This window comes from Ruegeria haliotis (assembly GCF_013377785.1).
GTDB lineage: Bacteria > Pseudomonadota > Alphaproteobacteria > Rhodobacterales > Rhodobacteraceae > Ruegeria > Ruegeria haliotis.
Genome location: NZ_JABXWT010000001.1, coordinates 153,389 through 173,228, shown reverse-complemented (window position 1 = coordinate 173,228; position 19,840 = coordinate 153,389). Strand labels below are relative to the sequence as shown.

The window sequence follows — 19,840 nt, the reverse complement described above, 5'->3', positions numbered from 1 at the left end:
CAGTCAAAGCCCGCCAGAATTGGCGGGCTTCTTCATAACAGGGAAAGGAAACACGGATGACCGGTCTGGTCATCGAAAACGTGACAAAAACATATGGTGCCGTCACTGCCGTCAAGGATGTGAACCTGAATTTCAACAAAGGTGAGATGATCTGCTTTCTCGGCCCGTCGGGCTGCGGAAAGACAACTCTTTTGCGGATGGTCGCCGGGCTTGAGGATACCACCGCAGGTTCGATCACCTTTGAAGGCAAAGATCTGACGCATGTGCCGGTGCACAAGCGCAATATTGGCATGGTGTTTCAGTCGTTCGCCCTGTTTCCGCATCTCAGTGTTGGTGAGAACATCAGCTACGCGATGAAAATTCGCGGTCATTCCCGGTCGGAATGTGAAGATCGCGTCAAAGAGTTGTTGGACATGATCCATCTGCCTGGCATCGCTGATCGCCGTATCACCCAGATGTCCGGCGGCCAACGGCAACGGGTTGCAATTGCCCGCGCCCTGGCCCTGAACCCCGAAATTTTCCTACTGGATGAACCCATGTCGGCGCTGGATGCCAACCTGCGTGAATCCATGCAGATCGAGCTGCGCAAATTGCAGCAAGAGTTGGGCATAACCACTGTCGTCGTGACCCATGACCAGACCGAAGCGATGACAATGGCCGACGATATTGTTGTCATGGGCCGTGCCAAGATCCACCAGACCGGGGCGCCTCTGGATATCTACAAAACCCCGGCAAACCAGTTCGTGGCCGAATTCATCGGAACGTCGAACCTGCTGCCCGGTAAATTGACAAATCCCGACACCGTGACGGTCAGCGGTAGCGAGATGAAGTTCACCAATGCATCGGCTGGATTGTCTGCGGGCGATGATGTCTTGTTGATGACCCGGCCCGAGGATGTCTTTGTCCACCCCACGACGGATGCGCCGCTGGAGAACGAGTTACAGGGCACCGTGACCTTCATTCGCGACATTGGCATGACCATCGAAATTCTGGTGGATTGCGGTCATCACGAGGTGACCTCGATCATGACGCCGAAAGACTTTCCCGAAGTGAAGGTCGGCCAGCAAGTGTATCTGGAAATGCCCACCAGCACCTGCAACGTGCTTGCAGCATAATGGGGGTTGTTATGTCTGAGCGAAAGTCATTCTCACACTATGTCACCCTGATCCCATCATCCGTGATGATCGGAGTGTTCTTTTTGATCCCGTTCATCCTGATCGTCATGGCCAGTGTGGCGGTCAAAACGCCGGATGGGGATTTCAGCTATGGGTTCGATCTGGCACATTTTCAGCGGTTCCTGACGTGGTTCTACATTGAACGCGCCCTGTTTTCCGCCGGAATTTGCGCCCTGATCGCCTTCTTCAGTTTGCTGATCGCGTTTCCGTTCACCTATATGCTGACCCAGTTCAAGGAACGCACCAAAACGATCTGGCTGATCTATATCCTGGCTCAGTTGTCACTGTCAGAAGTTCTGATCGCCTTCAGCTGGCAAGTGCTGTTTTCACGCACGGCTGGATTGGGGAACATCTTTGCCTAACTGGGTATTGTCGAAAAATCCTTCTCGATGGCACCAAGTGCCGGGGCGGTGATTGCGGCGCTGGTCTATCTGGCGGTGCCATTTGCGGTCTTGCTACTCTATCCTGCGCTCAGCCGAATGGATCGCAGCCTGATCGAGGCCGCGCGGACGTTGGGCAATTCAACGATAGGGACGTTTTTCAAAATCGTGATCCCCGTCAATCGTTCGGCTTTGGTGTCCAGTTCGGTGACGATCTTTGTTCTGACGTTGGGTGCAATCATCGTACCGCAAGTGCTTGGCAAGCCCGAACACTGGACATTGTCAGTACTGATCACCGATCAGGCGATCTATAACTTCAACCTGCCATTTGCCTCGGCGCTGGCCGTGGTTCTGCTGATCCTCAGCGGGTCTGTGGTGGCCGCCGTAATGAAATTCGGAGGGGAGAAATAAGTCATGAAACTGCTTAGAAACGCTTATCTCGCTATCTTCGCCATCTACCTGATCGGTCCGATCTTTGTGATCATCGCGGTGTCGTTCAACGCCAAGAAATTCCTGGCGTTTCCCCCCAGAGGGTTTTCCTTTCGCTGGTATGCCGAGATCTTCGTTGATAGTGGCTGGTTCAATTCGTTGATCAGTTCGCTGCTGATTGCGATCACTTCGGCGATCCTTGCCGTGCTGATTGCGCTGCCAGTGGCTTATGCGGTTTGGAAATCAGGGCTGCGGTATGCCAAGGCGCTGTTCTCGCTTGGGGTCGCGCCCTTTATCCTGCCGCCGGTGATCATGGCGCTGGCCTTCTTGTTGCTGTTTTCCAGCATTGGGATGAACGGGCTTATGATCAACGTGATCATTGCGCATGCGATGTTCCTGCTGGCGCTGCCTCTGGTGACCATATCACTGGGGCTGGAAAGCGTCGATCGCGCCTTGATCGAAGCCGCGCAAACCATGGGTGCGGATGGAAAAACCGTGTTCCGCACAGTGATCCTGCCGATTGCCGCCCCGTTTGCCTTTGCCGGGTTTGCCTTCTGTTTCGTTCTCAGTTTGAACGAATACATCATCGCCTTGATGACCGTGGGCTTTACCGTTGAAACCCTGCCAATCAAGATCTTCAACGCTCTGCGCTATGGCTATACGCCGGTGATTGCGTCAATTGCAGTGCTGTTCTTGATCATCAATGTGGTGGTTTTCAGCCTGATCGCGAAGTTCAGCAACCTGTCGCGCATTCTTGGCGCAATGGACTAAGACAACGCCCCCAACAAATGCAGTAACGCTGATTTGATGGGGGCTTTTTCTTTAACGGGTCATAGATTGACCGCGCAACCAACAGGAGACAAACATGCCCCTCATCGATCACCTCAGCGTCGGCGTGCCCGACATTGCCAAGGCACGTCAGTTCTATGATCCGCTGATGGATTTGCTGGGCGTCACCTGTCTGGACGCCGATGATGAGTTCGCCGCCTACGGCACATCACGCCCCGAATTCCTGTTGCTGTTGCCATTTGATGGCCAACCCGCGACATCAGGCAACGGAACCCACATCGCATTTGTCGCCTCTTCGCCCGAACAAGTCGCAGCCTTCCATGAAAGCGCATTGGCCAACGGCGGCACTGACGAAGGCGCATCTGGACCACGCGATTTCTATCCTATGTCGGGATGTACGACGGCCTATGTTCGCGATCCTTTTGGCAATAAACTGGAAGTTCTTTGTAACGGCTTCTCCTCGCTATAGAACCACCGGATCATGAGAGGACCAAAATGAAAATCGCTGCTTTGCAAATGTCGGCCACGGCCAATCCAACAACAAACCCAGACCGGATCATTGCCGCGATGGCGCGCGCGAAGGAACAGCAGGCAGATCTTCTGGTGGCTCCCGAACTCGCCATGACCGGATATGGACGAGGGGAAGAGCTGATTAAGTTGGCAGAACCCGCCGATGGCCCAACGGTGCAAAAACTGACACGCGCAGCACAAGACATCGGGATCTCTCTTGTGGTCGGTTTTCCGGAACGCGAAGGTGACACGCTTTACATTAGCGCCATGATTATTGACGGCGCAGGAGGAGCAACGCAGATCTATCGCAAGGCCTTTCTATACGGCTCTTACGAGAAGGGTATTTTTACCGCCAACGGCCCGTCGTGTTTTGTTGTGGATCTGTGTGGTCTCAAAGCTGGGTTCCTGATTTGTTATGACGTGGAATTCCCGGAAAATGTACGCAGACTTGCCAAGGCAGGAGCTGACATTGTTATTGTACCAACGGCTCTGCCCCACGGCGAAGAGGGACGACATATTGCGCAAAAGGTAATTCCGGTCAGAGCGTTCGAAAATCAGGTTCATGTGGTCTACGCCAACCATGCGGATAAAGATCTGATGTTTGAATATCAGGGTCTGTCCTCCATTGCGGCGCCGAATGGGAAAACGCTGGCGGCAGCACCAGAAAGCGGAGAAGCCCTACTATTCGCCGAGATTACTCCAGACGTCTATTTGCCCTGCCGCGAAAGAAACCCTTATATTTCTGATCTTGAACTCGCTGAAAGAAATCAGAAGGCTGAGTAGATATTGACCCTATTATACAAAGGCTTGGTGGAATTTCTCAGCAATTCTATCCCCACCGTTTGATAGCCATGACCTGCTGGCTTGGGTTCCCACGACACTAACAGCTCTTGGACAGCTCTCCGGCTGGCATCTCCTTGATGAGATCACTCTAGTCGGGAACAGGCTCTGGTTCGGATGGATACCTTCAATACTCTCTCGGCACGCCATTTGTTCATTGTTAAGTTTTGGAGTGCAGGAGGTCCAAACCCTAAGCTGGAGTTCCACCCTAAGGAACAGCAAAGCAAATGTAGGGCTTTGGTTACTAGTCGCCTGAAAAATTAGGCGCAAAAAAGACCAACAGAACGATCTCAGCTGATCCCTCGAAAACATGTTTGGCGTGGGCTGGTACATAAACAAGATCACCCTGAACCAAGTCGACTCTTTTCTTTCCTTCGACCGAACAGTCTGTCACCAAAGTGCGCATGCCCGAAAAGACATAGTAGAGCTCATCTTCGCGATGCGGTGTTTGGTCGTCTATCTGGCCTTCGGCCAAACGATAGATGTGAAAACTTAAACTGCTAGTGCTCGGCGTGTCGTTCCGGGCCTCATAGGTTCCAATGAGCGTTTCCAAAACATCTGTGCGTTTCACGACATCCGGAATATGCCATCTTTGACCTGGGGCTGGTTCTGTCATCGGGCTGAGCTCCTTAGTTGGATTGTGATAAAATGTCTGCCTTCAGCGCCTATGGCAATCCGCTGCCGCTTCAGTCGCTTTCCAAAGGACGGAAATGAAGATGTACGACGGTGATACATTGCCCGAACACTACACGAATATGATTTGAAGTTCGACCTTCGAACGACCTTCAATCTTCACCGGCGGGCGGTCCTCTGATAGAGAGTTTAGGGCCGCAACGAGCCCAAAATACCTCATGCTGCGCAAGCACTGAATTACGGGTTTCTTGCGATCACAGAACGGGGCAATAGTTGGGCAAATTGTCGAAATTCTCTGTTGGCAAATTTACCAAGCGAGTAACACGACACACTAACCGCAGCAGCCATCGCCCAACTGAATTGGTGGGCAGGGAACGGTGGCGTAAGAGCAATAGACACAACAGTCGCCTTCCAACGGCTTCAAAACCGTCTTACATGCCTTGCACTCGTAGAACCACTGGCAGGCATCCGTCGGCATTTGTTCGGTTTCGCTATGCCCACAATTTGGGCATGTCAACGTGCTTTCCAGCACTACAGTTTGGTCCGTCATTGTCTCACATCTGCATAATCAGGAAATCGTTGATCCGTGCCTCATAAAACACGACAACCCAAGCTAAACCGGTCATCGCGGTCGTTCCCCAAAGCCAACACTTCAACTTTGGCAATGAACCGCGCTGATGAGACAGCAGCCAAGATACCGCGACGAGTGCGGTAGAAATCGCCAACACATAGTAGCTAACCGCTGCTATCTTCCCAAAGATTGCCAGCCAACTGCCGCCCAGTCCCAGCAGCAGCATCGTCATGGGCAATACGCAGCAAGTCGCCACGCCAAGAGCGGACACCGATCCTAGGTAACTGAGGCTAAGGTACTTCTGCATTGGCGTTCCTGACGACCCTTTTTTGCGCGGAATTGTCTAAGCTGCATCCTTTCGTATAACTTCTGTAGCCACTACAGGATCAAGGTGGGGAATCTCACATGTTTGCGATTGGGGAAGCATCCCGACAAAGCGGTGTCGGCATTGAAACGATCCGCTACTACGAACGCGAAGGGATCGTGCCTAAACCGGAACGTGCTTCAAATAACCGGCGGATGTACTCCCCGCAGGATATTGGACGGCTTCGGTTCCTAAAGAAATGTCGCGAACTGGGTTTTCCGCTTGCGGATGCGAGGACGCTCCTCAAACTATCTGAAGGCGATAGCGAAGACTGCCAATCCGTTATGGACTTGGCTGAGCACCACGTCTTGAATGTGCGCGACAAGATAAAGGAACTTGAGCGTTTGGAAGCAGCTTTGATTGAACTCACAGCCAATTGCGATAGTGGGAATGTCTCCTGCCCTATGCTTTCTCAATTGCGCACCCGGTAGTGGAACATTGGGCGTTGCCAGGCCCTCTGGCACGTGCGTTGTGTTCGGTCAGAATCCGGGTTAGCTTCGCCACGTGAAGTACCTTCGGCCAATAACCACGACACTTCTTACGGTTTTTCTGATCCTTGTTATGGGGAATGGGAACGTCGCTCATGCGCTAGCTAGTGAGTGCGTTGGCGGGCATTGTATTGATCACATGGCCACAAGTGTTGAGGTGCAACACGCTAACCACGGGTTGGTGGCTCCTGGCGAAGACAGGCAGCATGAACCGGACAGCTCGGCGCATGAAGGATGCAATCCATTCCTGTGTAACGTTCTCGCGCTCACGACACAGGCATTCGAAACCAAACCTAACCAAGCAGCAGTCGTGTTGACATTGCAGGTTACAAACCTCTCGACGCTCAATGAACCGGACAACCCGGACAGGCCACCTAACACTTGAAACAGATTTCCGACGCTGTTCACGGCAGTGAACACGTTCCGGTGTGCTGCGAATTATTTGCGGCACCACTCTGTTACATAAGGTTAGGACCAGTACATGAACCGAAAATATCTCCTGATCAGCGCGTGCGCCGTGGCAGCCATCGCTGCCTACATCACTCTACGCCCCGCCCCAGTTGAGGAAGCCGCGCATTCGGCACTTACCGAGGGCGATGCGATGGTGGCAATTCAGATGCCGCCTATCGAAGGGCATGCGGCCTTCGGGCAGCGGATATTCGAAAACGCGTGCGCCGCGTGTCACGGCAGCAACGCAGTTGGCGTCGAAGGCGCAGGGCCGCCGCTGATCCATGTTATCTATGAACCCAGCCATCATGCAGACGAGTCCTTTCAACGCGCGGTCGCAATGGGTGTCAGAAGCCACCACTGGCAGTTTGGCGACATGCCTCCGGTTGAAGGCTTGACCCGCGGTGACGTGTCTATGGTCATCGACTACATCCGCGAAATCCAGCGCGCTAATGGAATAAACTGAGGAACCTCCCAATGAAGAAGCTCACCACATTTGCATTGATTTCCATGCTTGGCACAAATGCTATTGCCCATTCGAGCGTGGACACCACCACACCCGAAAACGGCGCGGCAGTTGCCGAAGTGCCCTCCGAGATTAGTTTCAATTTCGCGGATGACATTCGCCTGACAAAAGTCAACATGATCCATCAGGAGGCACATACCGTCACACTCGATCTTGGAGACCAGACAAGTTTTGGACGCGCGTTTGCGCTCCCGCTCCAAAGCATGGGCGAAGGCACCTATCGCATTGAATGGCGGGGCTTGGGTGCAGACGGGCACGCCATGCAGGGTGGGTTTACGTTCACAGTGGACTGACCATGCCCGATATCTGGGGAATAGGCGCGATTTTATCCAAGCTGATGCTGTATGTCGGCATTAGTGGTGCGACTGGTCTTTTGATCATTCGGGCTGCTTTTACTGACTTGGTGTTGCCTCTGGGCGATATGATGCGTGGTCAGATTGCTCAGTTGGCGGGGCTTGCACTTGCTGGCTCTGTCCTTGGGTTCACGCTGCGCGGTGCAGCCTTGACGGGCGGAGCTGATGGTATGACCGATCCAGAAATGCTCGGTCTGTTGTGGCAGACCCCGGTTGGCGACGTTCTGGTCTATCGGGTTGTTGGGACGGTTTTGATAGTCGTCGGGGTATTCATGCCCCTAGTCGGCCAATGGATCGCGCTTGCCGGTGGAGTGATCGCCCTGTGGTCATTCGCCCAGATCGGGCATGTCCCCGAGATGGAGATAACCGGCGTCCGTGTGCTATTGCTCTTGCACCTTCTGGGAGTTGCGTTTTGGATCGGTATCCTTGGACCGTTGCATACCCTATCTCAACGGCCAGAATATCTGAACAACGCGGCCATGTTGGGGCATCGGTTTGGGCAGGCGGCTTCGGTTATTGTTCCAGCGTTGATTTTGGCGGGATTGCTGATGGCTTGGATGTTGGTGGGCGATATGTGGGCGCTAATGACAACAGGTTACGGGCAAACCCTTCTGATCAAACTTGCACTTGTGGGCGCGGTCCTGATGTTGGCCACCGCAAACAAACTGCGCTTCGTTCCGGCCATGCAATCCGGGGAAAATAAAGCCGCCCACCATTTGGTTCGCTCCATTGAAATTGAAGCCGTAATCATTCTGGTGGTCCTTGCAGCAACCGCGACGCTCACGAGCGTTTTGACCCTACCAGCTTGAGGTATCCGATGAACATGCGGAACTTTTTGATCATCTCATTTGTCAGCTTCGCTACGGGTGCAAGTGCTGGTCACGAAATGGACGACCGGGATTTGACCAATGGGCAGACCCTCTACGCCGAACAATGCGCGTCTTGTCATGGCGTTAATCTCGAAGGGCAACCAGATTGGCAGACGCCTGACGACAACGGCATTCTGCCTGCTCCGCCCCATGACGAGACAGGGCATACTTGGCACCACGACAACCAGCTTCTGTTCGAATACACCCGGCTAGGCGGCGAGGCGGCGTTGACCGCGCGCGGCGTCGACGGCTTTGCGAGTGGCATGCCCGGATTTGGTGATCCCCTCACCGATGACGATATCTGGGACATTCTCGCCTACATAAGGTCCACTTGGCCTGAGCGCGTTCAGGAAATTCAAGCGAGCCGCAACCCACCGCATGACTAAGGATGGCAACCTTCGCCACGTGGTCGGTACGGTGAAGCTTCAATTGCGCGGCGACTACAGTGCCATAGTCCGGTAGGATTTCGGGCGATTTAGTGATTTTCGCTATATGATCAGCTTGGCCATAGTGGGTTTGCAGTACGATCAGATAGTGCGTCTCACTCCGCGTCCCAAAATCCAAGCGGCATATCATGTAGCTGCTGTGCTGCCGCATCATCTTTCCAGTCTTGTTGTTCATCGACTGACCAAGTTGCAAAACCGGGTTCATCCAAGGCCATCTGCTGGGCATTTCGGACGGCCTGATTATATTTCAGCTGTTCGACAGGTGCGTCAGGGACGATTGCGTAAACAAACCTGCCACCCATCGCTGCCGCGATATTTTCCATTTGCTTGAGGGAAATGGCGCCGTCTTGCTCGCTGCGTTCGGCCTGATAGACGGCATTGCGGCTCACGCCTTTGCGCATCGCGACTTGCTCAGCCGACATTCCCAAGGCCAACCGCATCGTCGCTATCCAGCCCTTTTCAGGGGTGGGCAAATCCTCAAATCGCGCCGCATTGCGATCCAGGAGCCGGGCCCATCGCCTCCGTTGGATAAAGTCAGGCATGACATCCCTTTAGCGTGACGCGCCATTGCGTCAGCATACAAATAGACACCTGATGCAAAAAAATCAATGTATCGTACACGTTTCTGAATACTTTGCATATTTATCCCTAACATTTTTGTGAAATATGCCTATATAAAAGATGAAAGGATAAAGATGTTCGACGTATTTTTGGCTCAAGAAGCCTTGCCATTCTCGATTGCGCTTGCTGTGGTTGCAGGCCTGTTCACCCTTGAAATATTGGGGTCTTTGCTGGGCGCTACCATTCTGGGCCTGGGCAGTGACGGGCCAGATATTGACATTGATGCGGATTTTGATCTGTCGGCTGACATCGATATGGAGATTGCCGATCTCGATGTGGACGTCGTTGGCGATGTGACTGACATGCCAACATCGCCTTCAGGCCTTTTGGGCTGGTTAGGCGCGCGGGATGTTCCGTTCCTGATCTGGCTTGTTACGTTTCTGACGATGTTTGGCCTATCTGGTCTGATCATTCAGTCGGTTTCTGTCAGCATCCTTGGCACACCTTTATTCACCTCTGTTGCTGTCATTCTTGCGACTGTACCTGCTATCGGGATTACCCGGATTGTCGCGAATTGGGTCGCGCTGATCATGCCAAAGACGGAAACAAGCGCGATGCGGACGCGGTTTTTGGGTGGTCACAGGGGCACTATCACCCAAGGCACGGCCACACGGGGCAAACCCGCTGAGGCCAAAATCAAAGACCGGCATGGCAACATGCACTATCTGCGCGTCGAGCCCTTGGATGACGATGGAGTCTTTCCTCAGGGCAGTGACGTCACCCTTATCCGCAAGCGCGGTGACAAATTCTTCGTCATCTAATCCGCGCTTTCAACCTAGCATCACCATTTTGAACAACTATAGGAGCACTTCATGGAGCTTACTGATATTCTGACGACTGCCGGTATTATTGTCGGCCTTCTTATCTTCATCGGCCTGATCATGGCCCGTCTCTACAAACGCGCCACCCGCGAAACCAGTTTGGTAAAAACCGGATCAGGCGGCAAGAAAGTCATCATGGACGGCGGCACCATTGTTGTGCCTTTCCTTCACGAGATTGCGAAGGTCAACATGAAGACACTGCGCCTTGAAGTGGCGCGTGTGAACGAGCAGTCATTGATCACCAAGGATCGCATGCGCGTTGATGTGGGCGTCGAGTTTTACGTCTCGGTGAATGCCACGGAAGACGGTATTTCACGCGCTGCCCAAACGCTGGGTGATCGCACATTCCACGTTGAACAACTGCGCGAGATGATTGAGGGCAAGTTGATCGACGGCCTCCGTGCTGTTGCAGCCCAGATGACTATGGACGAGTTGCACGAGAACCGCGCCAGCTTTGTCCAGGAGGTGCAGAACGCGATTTCCGAAGACCTACTGAAGAACGGACTAGAGCTTGAGGCCGTGTCACTCACTGCCTTGGACCAGACGCCATTCGAGCAGTTGGATGAGAACAACGCCTTTAACGCCGTTGGTATGCAAAAACTGGCTGCCGTCATTGCGACGTCTCGCAAGGAGCGCGCGGAAATTACGGCTGAGGCAGAGGTCTCGGTTGCCCGCTCTGAAATGGAGGCCGAAAAGCTGAAGTATCAGATTGACCGCGAGCAACAGGAAGCGTCGATCACGCAAATTCGAGAAATCCAAACGTTGCAGGCCAGCCAAGAGGCCGAGATCGCCCGCAATCAAGAAGCCTCTGATCAAGCCAAGGATCAGGCGCGCATTGAACGCGAACGTGCTGTACGTGCGTCAGAGATTGAGCGTGAGCGGACCATCCGCGAAGCCGAGATCGCCAAGGAGCGAGAGCTTGAGGTCGCCGACCAAGAACGCCAGATCATCGTGGCTCGCAAGTCTGAAGAAGAGAGCCAAGCGCGTGCGTCTGCCGACAATGCCCGTGCAGAAGCCAAGAAGGCGTCCGAGGCCATTGAGACCGCACGTGCGGTGGCAGAGGCTGAGCGTCAGAAGCAAATCGCTTTGATTGAGGCCCAAAAAGAAGCTGAGCGCCAAGCGACCGGCATCCGTCTTGCAGCTGAGGCTGAAAAGGACGCGGCCAGTGACCGTGCTGCCGCCAAAATGGAAGAGGCACAGGCCGACGCGAATGCCTTGATCGTGCGTGCAGAGGCGAAGAAGGCTGACTTGCTGGCGACTGCTGAAGGTCAAACCGCGATTGCCAATTCTGAGAACGAATTGAGCGCTGAGATCATCGCGATGAAAATCCGTTTGGCCAGCCTTGAGGCGATGCCTGCGATCATCGCAGAGATGGTTAAGCCTGCCGAGAAGATCGACTCGATCAAGATCCATCAGGTGACCGGTATGGGCCGAGGTGGCGCAGGGACCGGTGATGGATCTGGGACAGCCGGCACCCCGGTGAACCAAGCATTGGATTCAGTCCTAGGCATGGCGCTTCAGATGCCGGCAATGCAAGCGCTCGGAAAGGAACTCGGGATCAGCCTTGAGAATGGTGTGGCATGCGTGGCGAATGACATGCTGGACGTGACCGAGGTACAAGATCCGGTGCCGGACGTGCCTGTAGATGAGCCGGCCAACTCATAAACCGACGAGGTCGCCCAAACATTTTGGGCGACCTCTTTCTCTTTACCGTTTGTTTTAGAAGGACGGCGTACAAACGATCACATTCAACAATGCCCCGAATTTCCCTCTCGCTTATTTCCCACTCCCGATGACAAGAATCGGACTTTCGCTGCGTGACAGAAGATTTGCAGAACGGGCTGATTGTGTTGAAAAACTCTTTCTTGATTGCCGAGTAGGTCACTGATTCAATTATCCCAACATGTGGGAGGATTGACGATGTTGGGTCCCAGACAGGAAGCGCAAGCGGCACTGTTCTATGAGTTCTCGCTTGAGGATCATGTCCCGCAAGACCACCTGCTTCGATCTATAGATCGGTTCGTTGATCTGGGTAGTGTCCGCGCTCACTTGGCGGACTTTTACAGCCATACTGGTCGCCCGTCGGTCGATCCGGAGCTGATGATCCGGATGCTGCTTGTCGGATATTGCTTTGGTATCAGGTCCGAGCGTCGGCTTTGTGAAGAAGTGCATCTGAACTTGGCATATCGCTGGTTTTGTCGCCTGGACCTGACGGACCGGATTCGTGACCATTCTACCTTCTCCAAGAACCGCCATGGCCGCTTCCGCAAGAGCGACCTGCTGCGCCACGTTTTCGAAGTGACTGTCGCGCGATGCATGGCGGAAGGGTTTGTCGGCGGCCAAGGCTTCCCGGTTGGCGCCAGCCTGATCGTTGCGGATGTCCAAAAGCAGAACTCGAGCAACCCTGAGACCTGGCAAGCCAAAGAGATTGACCCTGACCAAGCCCCGCGGGCTGTGCGCGAGTATCTTGATGTGCTGGATGACGAGGCTTTCGGAGCTGCCAGCGAGGTACACCCCAAGTTCACCGCCCACGCGGATCCTTCCAGCCAGTGGACAGCGGCCCGGAAAGGCCCTGCATTCTTCGCCTATTCCGACAACTACCTGATCGATACCGATCATGGGATCATTGTCGATGTGGAAGCCAGCAGGTCCGTTAGGTTCTAAGAAGTGTCCTTATCCGCGCGTGGCCTAAGCCATGTATTTGGCAAAGCTTCGATACTTTTCGAGACTCCTTGTGTTGATCGCGTAGCATGTTTTGAAAGCTAAAACCTGCTTCATCTAAAAGCCGAATAGACTGCTGGCCGCTTCGGAAACTCAGTAACATCCGCTACAGACGCTGGCGAAAACAAGCGAGCATTTTGTCCAGAATAGACGTACCGGCTAGGGCCGCTCCGCCCAAACCTTGTTGTCAAACTGAGCTCCATCTGCTTTTGCATATCGGACAATCTCGCGGACGTAGGAGGCGGAGCGAGTTGGATCAAAATGGTTGAGCCAGTGTTCACGATCATCAGCCATCGGCGCAGGTAAAATCCCATAACCAAAGTTCGGTGCCACTTGTCCGCCTTTCGCGCGCTTGACCTCCATACGAGCGACACCAAAACCACGCGCCTGCAAGAATTCATTGAATTCGAGAAGCTCGGCCTCGGAAATCCAGTCAGCACCACGCCCGGTTTGGGCCTGCGTCAACAGTTGTTCAAATCGAATGGTCATGATCACTCCAAAGGTCGGATGATGAGGGCTGGTTCATTTTGTTCATCACTAAGGCCTAAATTGCGATTGCTCACAGCAATAACGTTGCCGTCTGGATTTCCCCTATTCAAAATAGAGACGGCATCACCCCGAAAGCATCGTTGTGAAGCCGCTCAATGTACAACCTATGTGTAGATCATGGACCCGAGTTAGAACGAAATGGGCAAACTATGGGTCACTTCACACCACAACAACAAGCAATTCGGTGCGGTCAACCGCATTTCGAATGGCCACAACTGCGACAGGTCATGCAGCCCTCGATCATGACCAAGTCGTACTGACCACAGGACGGGCATGCCTTGCCACGCGGCGCATCCATGTTGACCACCTGTGCCTGAGGATCGGACTTTAAACCCATCCCCTCACCTTCAAGGAACCCTATCACCACCATGTGCTGTTCGATCACGCCGCCAATCGCCGCAAGAATCGATGGGATATACTTGCCCTGAACCCAGGCCCCGCCACGCGGGTCGAACACCGCCTTCAGTTCCTCGACGACAAACGAAACATCACCACCCCTTCGGAAAACAGCCGAGATCATGCGGGTCAACGCCAGTGTCCAGGCATAATGCTCCATGTTCTTGGAGTTGATAAACACCTCGAATGGGCGGCGGCGGCCACCGATGACGATGTCGTTGATGGTCAGATAGATCGCATGCTCGCTGTCGGGCCACTTCAGCTTGTACGTTGACCCTTCAAGCGTTTGCGGCCGGTCCAGCGGCTCGGACATGTAAATAACGTCGCCACCTTCTACCTCGTGCGGTGCGTTCGCGCTTTCACCCGGCACTTTGTCCGAGCTTTCGGATACGGTCAGCACCGACCCTGTCACATCATTCGGCCTATAGGTTGTGCACCCTTTGCAACCCTGATCCCATGCCTGCATATAGACGTCCTTAAAGGCATCAAAACTGATATCTTCAGGGCAATTGATTGTTTTGGAGATCGAGCTATCGATCCACTTCTGCGCTGCCGCCTGCATCTTGACGTGATCGGATGGGGGCAGAGTCTGCGCGTTTACGAAATACTCGGGCAATTCGGCTTCGCCGAATTTGTCCCGCCACATCTGCACAGCGTAATCCACCACCTCTTCTTCGGTACGCGAGCCATCTTTCTGCAGCACCTTGCGGGTGTAGGCATAGGCAAAGACCGGCTCGATCCCTGACGACACATTACCAGCGTACAAAGAAATGGTTCCCGTCGGTGCAATCGAGGTCAGCAATGCGTTGCGAATGCCATGCTCGCGGATTGCGTCACGGACATCATCATCCATCTGCTGCATCGTGCCGCTGGCCAGATATTTCTCAGCATCGAACAGCGGGAACGCCCCCTTTTCGCGTGCCAAATCCACCGACGCCAGATACGCGGCGCGGGCGATCGCGTGCAACCAACGCTCGGTCTGACGCGCCGCCTCGTCCGAGCCGTAACGCAGGCCCAGCATCAGCAGAGCATCGGCCAGACCCGTCACACCCAGCCCGATACGGCGCTTGGCTTGCGCTTCGGCAGCTTGTTCTGGCAGCGGGAATTTCGAGGCGTCCACCACGTTGTCCATCATCCGGACGGCGGTCGCGACGATGCCCTGCATCGCGGTCTCATCCAAATGCGCGCCGCTTTCAAACGGCTCCGCAACCAGACGCGCCATATTGATGGACCCAAGCAGACACGCGCCATAGGGCGGTAAAGGTTGTTCGCCACACGGGTTTGTCGCCGCGATGGTCTCAACATAGCTCAGGTTGTTGGCCGCATTGATCCGGTCGATGAAGATCACACCCGGCTCGGCATAGTCATAGGTGGCCTGCATGATCTTGTTCCACAGATCACGCGCCTGGACCGTGTGATACACCTTGTCGCCGAACATCAGCTCCCATGGACCGTCGGCCTTGACGGCCTCCATGAACGCGTCCGTCACCAGGACAGACATGTTGAACATGCGCAGACGCGCGGGGTCGGACTTGGCGGTGATGAAATGTTCGATATCCGGGTGGTCACAGCGCATGGTGGCCATCATGGCGCCCCGGCGCGAGCCGGCAGACATGATGGTGCGGCACATCGCGTCCCACACGTCCATAAAGCTCAGCGGCCCCGAAGCGTCCGCCGCCACACCATGCACATCAGCCCCGCGCGGGCGGATGGTCGAGAAATCGTACCCGATCCCCCCACCCTGCTGCATGGTCAGAGCGGCCTCTTTCAGCATGTCGAAAATACCACCCATACTGTCAGGCACGGTGCCCATGACGAAACAGTTGAACAGGGTGACCTGCCGCGCAGTACCAGCGCCCGCAGTGATACGTCCGGCGGGCAGGTATTTGAAATCTTCCAGTGCTTCGAAGAACTTCTCTTCCCAATGCGCCGGATCTTTTTCAACGCGCGCCAGATCGCGCGCGATGCGCCGCCAGCTGTCTTCGACCGTCTGGTCGATGGGCGTACCATCCGCCTTTTTGAAGCGGTACTTCATGTCCCAGATCTGCTCGGCGATGGGGGCGGCAAAGCGGCTCATTGGTGATTCCCTATTCTGAAAGAGGTATCCAGCCTATCACCCACAACACCTTGATGAAAGCTAATCCTGAGCTACAATATCAAGCACTGCCTCTGGACGACTCTGTGGGAAAGCTGTGGATAAGTACGTAAACCTGATAAAACTCTCGGTCGGCTCCGAAAGCGTCGACACACTGATGGAATGGCAGGACAGCCGCAAACCCTTGTACGAAGACGGTTTGCCGCGCCATGTCACCCGCATGTGGCCCAAGCGCGAGGCCGAGATTCTGTGCGGCGGATCAATCTACTGGGTGATCAAGGGTGTCGTGCAATGCCGCCAGCGCATCTTGCGATTGGATGAGGTCAGGGGCGAAGACGGCATACGCCGCTGCGCGATCGTGCTGGACCCCGACGTGCACCGCACTCAGAACGCCCTGAAACGTCCGTTCCAGGGCTGGCGCTACCTCAAACCCGAGGACACCCCGGCCGATCTGCCGAAAGGCCGGGAACAGGATGACGCTCTGCCCGACGATCTGAACCGCGCACTGGCAGATATCGGCGTGCTGTAAACTCAGCTCAACCGGTCCAAAAGCTCCGTCAAAATCTGTTTGTCCGTTGTATCATAGCTGGCCACCCGGCTACGCCACAGCGTAGCCTGAGACTTCAGGATCAACCCGTCCGAGAGGATTTTCAGATGGTTCGCCCGCAAGGTTTCCCCGGTCGAGGTAATGTCGGCAATCGCCTCAGCTGTTTCGTTCACGACCGTCCCTTCGGTCGCCCCCTGACTGTCCACCAAAGTGAAATCAGCGACCCCGGCATCCGACAAGAATTCGCGCACCAGCCGGTGATATTTCGTCGCGATCCGCAGCCGGTGACCATGGGTCTTGCGAAATGCGGCGGCGACGGCATCCAGATCATCAAGGGAATCGACGTCCACCCAGCAAGCTGGCGTTGCGATAATCAAATCGGCTTGGCCAAACCCCAGCAGTGAAACCTGTTCCACCTGCTGTTCCCAGCGCGGCAGTTTTTCGTGCACCAGATCGGTGCCTGTAACCCCGAGGTGAATCCGTCCGGATGCCAGCTCGCGCGGGATTTCACCTGCGGACAGCAATACAAGGGTTACGCCATCGATCCCATCGACTTTGCCTGCATATTCCCGCTCGGACCCGCTGCGTGACAGGGTGATGCCGCGCTTTTCGAACCACGAGAAAGTTTTTTCCATCAACCGACCTTTGGAAGGCACGCCAAGTTTCAGGCTCATGAGGCTACCTCCTCGATTTCGAGCATCAGGTCCGGGCGCAATACTCCGCCCACAGCAGGGATTTCCACCCCGTTGCCCAGTTGCCGCGTCAAAGCATCATACCGCCCGCCGGTCGCAATCGGCGGTAGATCAGGGCGTCCTTCTGCATAAAAGCCAAAGACAAACCCATCATAATATTCCATCGACGTCCGGCCATAAGCAGCTTCGAAATCCAATCGCTCAACATCGACGCCACGCGCCTGCAACGCCGCAATCCGCGCTTCAAGCCGGTCGAGCGCCGGTGTGATCTGAGGCAGGTCCACAGCCACGTCGCGCAATTGTTCCAGCGCGAAGGGCATGGTTTCACGCACAGTCAGCAGCGCCTCCAACCCTGTAAGTTCATTGTCCGAAATCGGTGGCGTCGCCCGATCCTCGCGAAGCGCCTCAATGCGCGCTTCGATCTCCGAAGCGCGGCGCTTGCCAATCATCGGAACATCAAACCCCATCGGATCGGTGTCGTCCAGCAGTTCGGCCCGCACCTCAGGCTCGGGCTTGCGCCCGGAAAACCGATCTAACAAGACCCGGAACCGACGCGGGCGCCACAGGTGCCGCATCAATGCCGCCTTACGCCGCTCTGTTGTCCGCAGGCCCTGAACGGCTGCGGTCAGAATACCGATATCGCCAGTCGCCGCACGCAAGCGCAAACCGCGCAATTGCAGAGCGAACAGCGAGAACACCTCGGCATCCGCCCCGGCGGGATCTTCGCGATCGAAGACTTCGTAGCCTACCTGGATGTACTCATTGGCACGATCCGGATCATGTTCTTGGCGGCGGAACACCTCTCCTGAGTAGGTATAGCGAGCGGGCTCCGCCCCTTCGCTCATATGCATCTGTACAACCGGAAGCGTAAAGTCCGGGCGCAGCATCTGTTCACCGCGCAACGCGTCCGAGGTCACGTAGGCACGGGCGCGAATGTCTTCGCCGTAAAGATCCAGCAGTATCTCAGCCGGTTGCAGCAAAGGCGGGTCAACAACCTGCGCCCCGGCGGCCTCGAACCGCACACGCATCATCGCGGCGCGGGCCTGTATCTGGGAACGGTTCGGCATAGGTCAGTCCTGATTGTCCAGAATTTCACGCACCTTCGCGACCAGATCACCACGCGGCACTTCGAACTGGCTGGGGCGTTCTTTCCATTCCTCAAGTGTGGCGCTTTCAGCGATCTTAGCGCCCAGGATCAGGTCCTTGATCTGCACGATGCCATTGGCCTTTTCATCGCCACCTTCGATCACCGCAATCGGAGAGTTCCGCTTGTCCGCATATTTTAGCTGATTGCCGAAATTCTTGGGATTGCCCAGATAAACCTCGGCGCGAATATCGGCGTTGCGCAGGTCTGCCACCATCGCCTGATAATCGGCCATACGGTCGCGGTCCATCACGGTCACGACCACAGGTCCTTTGGCTTGCGCGCTGATCCGGCCCTTTTCGCGCAGGGCGGCCAATAGGCGGTCAACACCGATGGAAATACCGGTCGCCGGCACTTCCTGTCCGGTGAAACGTTTGACCAAGTCGTCATAGCGACCACCACCTGCAACCGAGCCGAACTGCCGCTTGCGGCCTTTTTCGTCGAAAATTTCAAAGGTCAGCTCGGCCTCGTAGACTGGGCCTGTGTAGTAGCCGAGCCCACGGACAACCGACGGATCGATTTCGATGCGATCCGCGCCATAGCCACCGGCATCCAACAGGGCACCGATCTGTTCGAGCTCCGCAATGCCGTCGGCACCAATCTTGCTGTCCCCAACCGCAGCACGCAAGTTAGCGAGCGTTCCGGCGGTGTCCTCCGCCTTGGAAGTCAGAAACGCAATCACCGGTTCAGCCTGATCATCGCTGAGACCCACGCCGTCGATAAACGCCCCGGACGCGTCCAGCCGACCCTTGGTCAACAGTTCACGCACGCCCTGTTCACCCACCTTGTCGAACTTGTCGATGGTGCGCAGCACGTTGTCACGGGCCGCAGCGTCTTCACCCAGACCCATCGCTTCAAGCACGCCATTCAAAACCTTGCGGTTATTCACACGTACCAGATAGTCACCGCGCGGAATGCCGACCGTCTCCAGCGTGTCGGACAGCATCGCGCATATCTCGGCATCGGCGGCCATCGACGCAGTGCCAACCGTATCCGCGTCACATTGATAGAATTGCCGAAAACGGCCAGGACCCGGCTTTTCGTTACGCCAAACCGGACCCATCGCATAGCGGCGATAAGGCGTCGGTAAATCGTTGCGGTGCTGCGCATAGACACGGGCCAACGGCGCGGTCAGATCATAGCGCAATGCCATCCAGTCGCCGTTGTCTTTTTCGTCAAATTCCTGCCAAGCAAACACGCCCTCGTTCGGGCGATCCACATCAGGCAGGAACTTGCCCAGTGCCTCGACCGTCTCGACAGCGCTGCTTTCCAGCGCGTCAAATCCGTACCGATGATAGACGCCAGCAATAGCCCGCAGCATCTCGGTGCGCTGCGTGACTTCCGAGCCGAAATAGTCGCGGAACCCTTTCGGCGTGACTGCCTTGGGGCGGGGCTGTTTCTTGGGCTTGGCCATTTGGGGCGTCCTTGGGATAT

Annotated in this window: 23 protein-coding genes and 1 pseudogene; 15 read left to right on the top strand and 9 right to left on the bottom strand. The window is 55.3% G+C overall.

Features of this window, described 5'->3' with window-relative positions:
* Nucleotides 1–56 precede the first annotated feature (56 nt).
* The 6 genes from HW561_RS00855 to HW561_RS00830 all read left to right on the top strand — a co-directional run bounded on the left by HW561_RS00855 (nt 57) and on the right by HW561_RS00830 (nt 4,066).
* A complete protein-coding gene (locus HW561_RS00855; RefSeq protein WP_176861334.1) occupies nt 57–1,115 on the top strand; it encodes an ABC transporter ATP-binding protein in 1,059 nt (352 codons plus the stop codon).
* A gap of 11 nt (nt 1,116–1,126) precedes the next feature.
* Entirely contained in the window at nt 1,127–1,537 is a 411-nt protein-coding gene (locus HW561_RS00850; protein ID WP_176861333.1) for a hypothetical protein, read from the top strand.
* A gap of 27 nt (nt 1,538–1,564) precedes the next feature.
* On the top strand, nt 1,565–1,966 hold the full coding sequence (locus HW561_RS00845) for an ABC transporter permease (RefSeq protein WP_176861332.1): 402 nt from the start codon (nt 1,565–1,567) through the stop codon (nt 1,964–1,966).
* A gap of 3 nt (nt 1,967–1,969) precedes the next feature.
* Nucleotides 1,970–2,755 (top strand): ABC transporter permease, encoded by a 786-nt coding sequence (locus HW561_RS00840; RefSeq protein WP_176861331.1) that lies wholly within the window; start codon nt 1,970–1,972, stop codon nt 2,753–2,755.
* A gap of 94 nt (nt 2,756–2,849) precedes the next feature.
* Entirely contained in the window at nt 2,850–3,242 is a 393-nt protein-coding gene (locus HW561_RS00835; protein ID WP_176861330.1) for a VOC family protein, read from the top strand.
* 26 nt (nt 3,243–3,268) lie between these two features.
* Nucleotides 3,269–4,066, top strand: coding sequence for a carbon-nitrogen hydrolase family protein (locus HW561_RS00830; protein ID WP_176861329.1), 798 nt, complete (start codon nt 3,269–3,271; stop codon nt 4,064–4,066).
* Between the two features lie 301 nt (nt 4,067–4,367).
* Here the strand turns inward: HW561_RS00830 and HW561_RS00825 are convergent, their stop codons facing one another.
* The 3 genes from HW561_RS00825 to HW561_RS00820 form a co-directional block, all read right to left on the bottom strand.
* Nucleotides 4,368–4,739, bottom strand: coding sequence for a cupin domain-containing protein (locus tag HW561_RS00825; RefSeq protein ID WP_176861328.1), 372 nt, complete (start codon nt 4,737–4,739; stop codon nt 4,368–4,370).
* Between the two features lie 348 nt (nt 4,740–5,087).
* Entirely contained in the window at nt 5,088–5,306 is a 219-nt protein-coding gene (locus HW561_RS23815) for a GDCCVxC domain-containing (seleno)protein (protein WP_235962733.1), read from the bottom strand.
* Between the two features lie 4 nt (nt 5,307–5,310).
* A complete protein-coding gene (locus HW561_RS00820) occupies nt 5,311–5,634 on the bottom strand; it encodes a hypothetical protein (protein ID WP_176861327.1) in 324 nt (107 codons plus the stop codon).
* A 98-nt stretch (nt 5,635–5,732) separates the two neighbouring features.
* On the opposite strand from HW561_RS00820, the gene HW561_RS00815 reads away from it, so the two are divergent.
* The 5 genes from HW561_RS00815 (at nt 5,733) to HW561_RS00795 (ending at nt 8,760) form a co-directional block, all read left to right on the top strand.
* Nucleotides 5,733–6,122, top strand: coding sequence for a MerR family transcriptional regulator (locus HW561_RS00815; RefSeq protein WP_176861326.1), 390 nt, complete (start codon nt 5,733–5,735; stop codon nt 6,120–6,122).
* 538 nt (nt 6,123–6,660) lie between these two features.
* Nucleotides 6,661–7,092, top strand: coding sequence for a c-type cytochrome (locus tag HW561_RS00810; protein WP_176861325.1), 432 nt, complete (start codon nt 6,661–6,663; stop codon nt 7,090–7,092).
* An 11-nt stretch (nt 7,093–7,103) separates the two neighbouring features.
* Nucleotides 7,104–7,445, top strand: coding sequence for a copper resistance CopC family protein (locus tag HW561_RS00805; RefSeq protein ID WP_176861324.1), 342 nt, complete (start codon nt 7,104–7,106; stop codon nt 7,443–7,445).
* 2 nt (nt 7,446–7,447) lie between these two features.
* A complete protein-coding gene (locus tag HW561_RS00800) occupies nt 7,448–8,314 on the top strand; it encodes a copper resistance D family protein (RefSeq protein WP_176861323.1) in 867 nt (288 codons plus the stop codon).
* A gap of 14 nt (nt 8,315–8,328) precedes the next feature.
* The gene (locus HW561_RS00795; RefSeq protein WP_176862222.1) at nt 8,329–8,760 is read left to right on the top strand and encodes a c-type cytochrome; all 432 of its coding nucleotides are present in this window, start codon (nt 8,329–8,331) and stop codon (nt 8,758–8,760) included.
* A gap of 155 nt (nt 8,761–8,915) precedes the next feature.
* Here the strand turns inward: HW561_RS00795 and HW561_RS00790 are convergent, their stop codons facing one another.
* Nucleotides 8,916–9,362: a helix-turn-helix domain-containing protein gene (locus tag HW561_RS00790; protein ID WP_176861322.1), complete on the bottom strand. Its 447-nt coding sequence runs from the start codon at nt 9,360–9,362 to the stop codon at nt 8,916–8,918.
* 153 nt (nt 9,363–9,515) lie between these two features.
* Here HW561_RS00790 and HW561_RS00785 point away from each other — a divergent pair, with 153 nt between their 5' ends.
* The 3 genes and pseudogenes from HW561_RS00785 to HW561_RS00775 form a co-directional block, all read left to right on the top strand.
* Nucleotides 9,516–10,202: a YqiJ family protein gene (locus HW561_RS00785; protein ID WP_176861321.1), complete on the top strand. Its 687-nt coding sequence runs from the start codon at nt 9,516–9,518 to the stop codon at nt 10,200–10,202.
* 51 nt (nt 10,203–10,253) lie between these two features.
* Entirely contained in the window at nt 10,254–11,927 is a 1,674-nt protein-coding gene (locus HW561_RS00780; RefSeq protein WP_176861320.1) for a flotillin family protein, read from the top strand.
* A 255-nt stretch (nt 11,928–12,182) separates the two neighbouring features.
* Nucleotides 12,183–12,920 (top strand): annotated as a pseudogene (locus HW561_RS00775) (transposase); the annotation flags it as partial.
* Nucleotides 12,921–13,142: 222 nt separating this feature from the next.
* Here the strand turns inward: HW561_RS00775 and HW561_RS00770 are convergent.
* Entirely contained in the window at nt 13,143–13,478 is a 336-nt protein-coding gene (locus tag HW561_RS00770; RefSeq protein ID WP_176861319.1) for a hypothetical protein, read from the bottom strand.
* Between the two features lie 244 nt (nt 13,479–13,722).
* Entirely contained in the window at nt 13,723–16,005 is a 2,283-nt protein-coding gene (locus HW561_RS00765; RefSeq protein WP_176861318.1) for an adenosylcobalamin-dependent ribonucleoside-diphosphate reductase, read from the bottom strand.
* Nucleotides 16,006–16,120: 115 nt separating this feature from the next.
* On the opposite strand from HW561_RS00765, the gene HW561_RS00760 reads away from it, so the two are divergent.
* On the top strand, nt 16,121–16,552 hold the full coding sequence (locus HW561_RS00760; RefSeq protein WP_176861317.1) for a DUF1489 family protein: 432 nt from the start codon (nt 16,121–16,123) through the stop codon (nt 16,550–16,552).
* Nucleotides 16,553–16,554: 2 nt separating this feature from the next.
* Here the strand turns inward: HW561_RS00760 and hisG are convergent, their stop codons facing one another.
* The 3 genes from hisG to hisS are packed head-to-tail and all read right to left on the bottom strand — an operon-like array spanning nt 16,555 to nt 19,820.
* The gene (hisG, locus tag HW561_RS00755) at nt 16,555–17,244 is read right to left on the bottom strand and encodes an ATP phosphoribosyltransferase (protein WP_176861316.1); all 690 of its coding nucleotides are present in this window, start codon (nt 17,242–17,244) and stop codon (nt 16,555–16,557) included.
* Nucleotides 17,241–18,329: an ATP phosphoribosyltransferase regulatory subunit gene (locus tag HW561_RS00750; RefSeq protein WP_176861315.1), complete on the bottom strand. Its 1,089-nt coding sequence runs from the start codon at nt 18,327–18,329 to the stop codon at nt 17,241–17,243. The genes hisG and HW561_RS00750 overlap by 4 nt, the downstream gene beginning before the upstream one ends.
* Before the next feature lie 3 nt (nt 18,330–18,332).
* On the bottom strand, nt 18,333–19,820 hold the full coding sequence (hisS, locus tag HW561_RS00745) for a histidine--tRNA ligase (protein ID WP_176861314.1): 1,488 nt from the start codon (nt 19,818–19,820) through the stop codon (nt 18,333–18,335).
* Nucleotides 19,821–19,840: the final 20 nt, after the last annotated feature.

What these genes read in the sequence shown, in the direction of transcription:
- hisS (WP_176861314.1), bottom strand. Translation starts at nt 19,820, where the DNA reads ATGGCCAAGCCCAAGAAACAGCCCCGCCCCAAGGCAGTCACGCCGAAA.
- HW561_RS00840 (WP_176861331.1), top strand. Translation starts at nt 1,970, where the DNA reads ATGAAACTGCTTAGAAACGCTTATCTCGCTATCTTCGCCATCTACCTG.
- HW561_RS00830 (WP_176861329.1), top strand. Translation starts at nt 3,269, where the DNA reads ATGAAAATCGCTGCTTTGCAAATGTCGGCCACGGCCAATCCAACAACA.
- HW561_RS00850 (WP_176861333.1), top strand. Translation starts at nt 1,127, where the DNA reads ATGTCTGAGCGAAAGTCATTCTCACACTATGTCACCCTGATCCCATCA.
- HW561_RS00815 (WP_176861326.1), top strand. Translation starts at nt 5,733, where the DNA reads ATGTTTGCGATTGGGGAAGCATCCCGACAAAGCGGTGTCGGCATTGAA.
- HW561_RS00790 (WP_176861322.1), bottom strand. Translation starts at nt 9,362, where the DNA reads ATGCCTGACTTTATCCAACGGAGGCGATGGGCCCGGCTCCTGGATCGC.
- HW561_RS00780 (WP_176861320.1), top strand. Translation starts at nt 10,254, where the DNA reads ATGGAGCTTACTGATATTCTGACGACTGCCGGTATTATTGTCGGCCTT.
- HW561_RS00820 (WP_176861327.1), bottom strand. Translation starts at nt 5,634, where the DNA reads ATGCAGAAGTACCTTAGCCTCAGTTACCTAGGATCGGTGTCCGCTCTT.
- HW561_RS00835 (WP_176861330.1), top strand. Translation starts at nt 2,850, where the DNA reads ATGCCCCTCATCGATCACCTCAGCGTCGGCGTGCCCGACATTGCCAAG.
- HW561_RS00810 (WP_176861325.1), top strand. Translation starts at nt 6,661, where the DNA reads ATGAACCGAAAATATCTCCTGATCAGCGCGTGCGCCGTGGCAGCCATC.
- HW561_RS00800 (WP_176861323.1), top strand. Translation starts at nt 7,448, where the DNA reads ATGCCCGATATCTGGGGAATAGGCGCGATTTTATCCAAGCTGATGCTG.
- HW561_RS00765 (WP_176861318.1), bottom strand. Translation starts at nt 16,005, where the DNA reads ATGAGCCGCTTTGCCGCCCCCATCGCCGAGCAGATCTGGGACATGAAG.
- HW561_RS00795 (WP_176862222.1), top strand. Translation starts at nt 8,329, where the DNA reads ATGCGGAACTTTTTGATCATCTCATTTGTCAGCTTCGCTACGGGTGCA.
- HW561_RS00845 (WP_176861332.1), top strand. Translation starts at nt 1,565, where the DNA reads ATGGCACCAAGTGCCGGGGCGGTGATTGCGGCGCTGGTCTATCTGGCG.
- hisG (WP_176861316.1), bottom strand. Translation starts at nt 17,244, where the DNA reads ATGAGCCTGAAACTTGGCGTGCCTTCCAAAGGTCGGTTGATGGAAAAA.
- HW561_RS23815 (WP_235962733.1), bottom strand. Translation starts at nt 5,306, where the DNA reads ATGACGGACCAAACTGTAGTGCTGGAAAGCACGTTGACATGCCCAAAT.
- HW561_RS00805 (WP_176861324.1), top strand. Translation starts at nt 7,104, where the DNA reads ATGAAGAAGCTCACCACATTTGCATTGATTTCCATGCTTGGCACAAAT.
- HW561_RS00855 (WP_176861334.1), top strand. Translation starts at nt 57, where the DNA reads ATGACCGGTCTGGTCATCGAAAACGTGACAAAAACATATGGTGCCGTC.
- HW561_RS00750 (WP_176861315.1), bottom strand. Translation starts at nt 18,329, where the DNA reads ATGCCGAACCGTTCCCAGATACAGGCCCGCGCCGCGATGATGCGTGTG.
- HW561_RS00785 (WP_176861321.1), top strand. Translation starts at nt 9,516, where the DNA reads ATGTTCGACGTATTTTTGGCTCAAGAAGCCTTGCCATTCTCGATTGCG.
- HW561_RS00825 (WP_176861328.1), bottom strand. Translation starts at nt 4,739, where the DNA reads ATGACAGAACCAGCCCCAGGTCAAAGATGGCATATTCCGGATGTCGTG.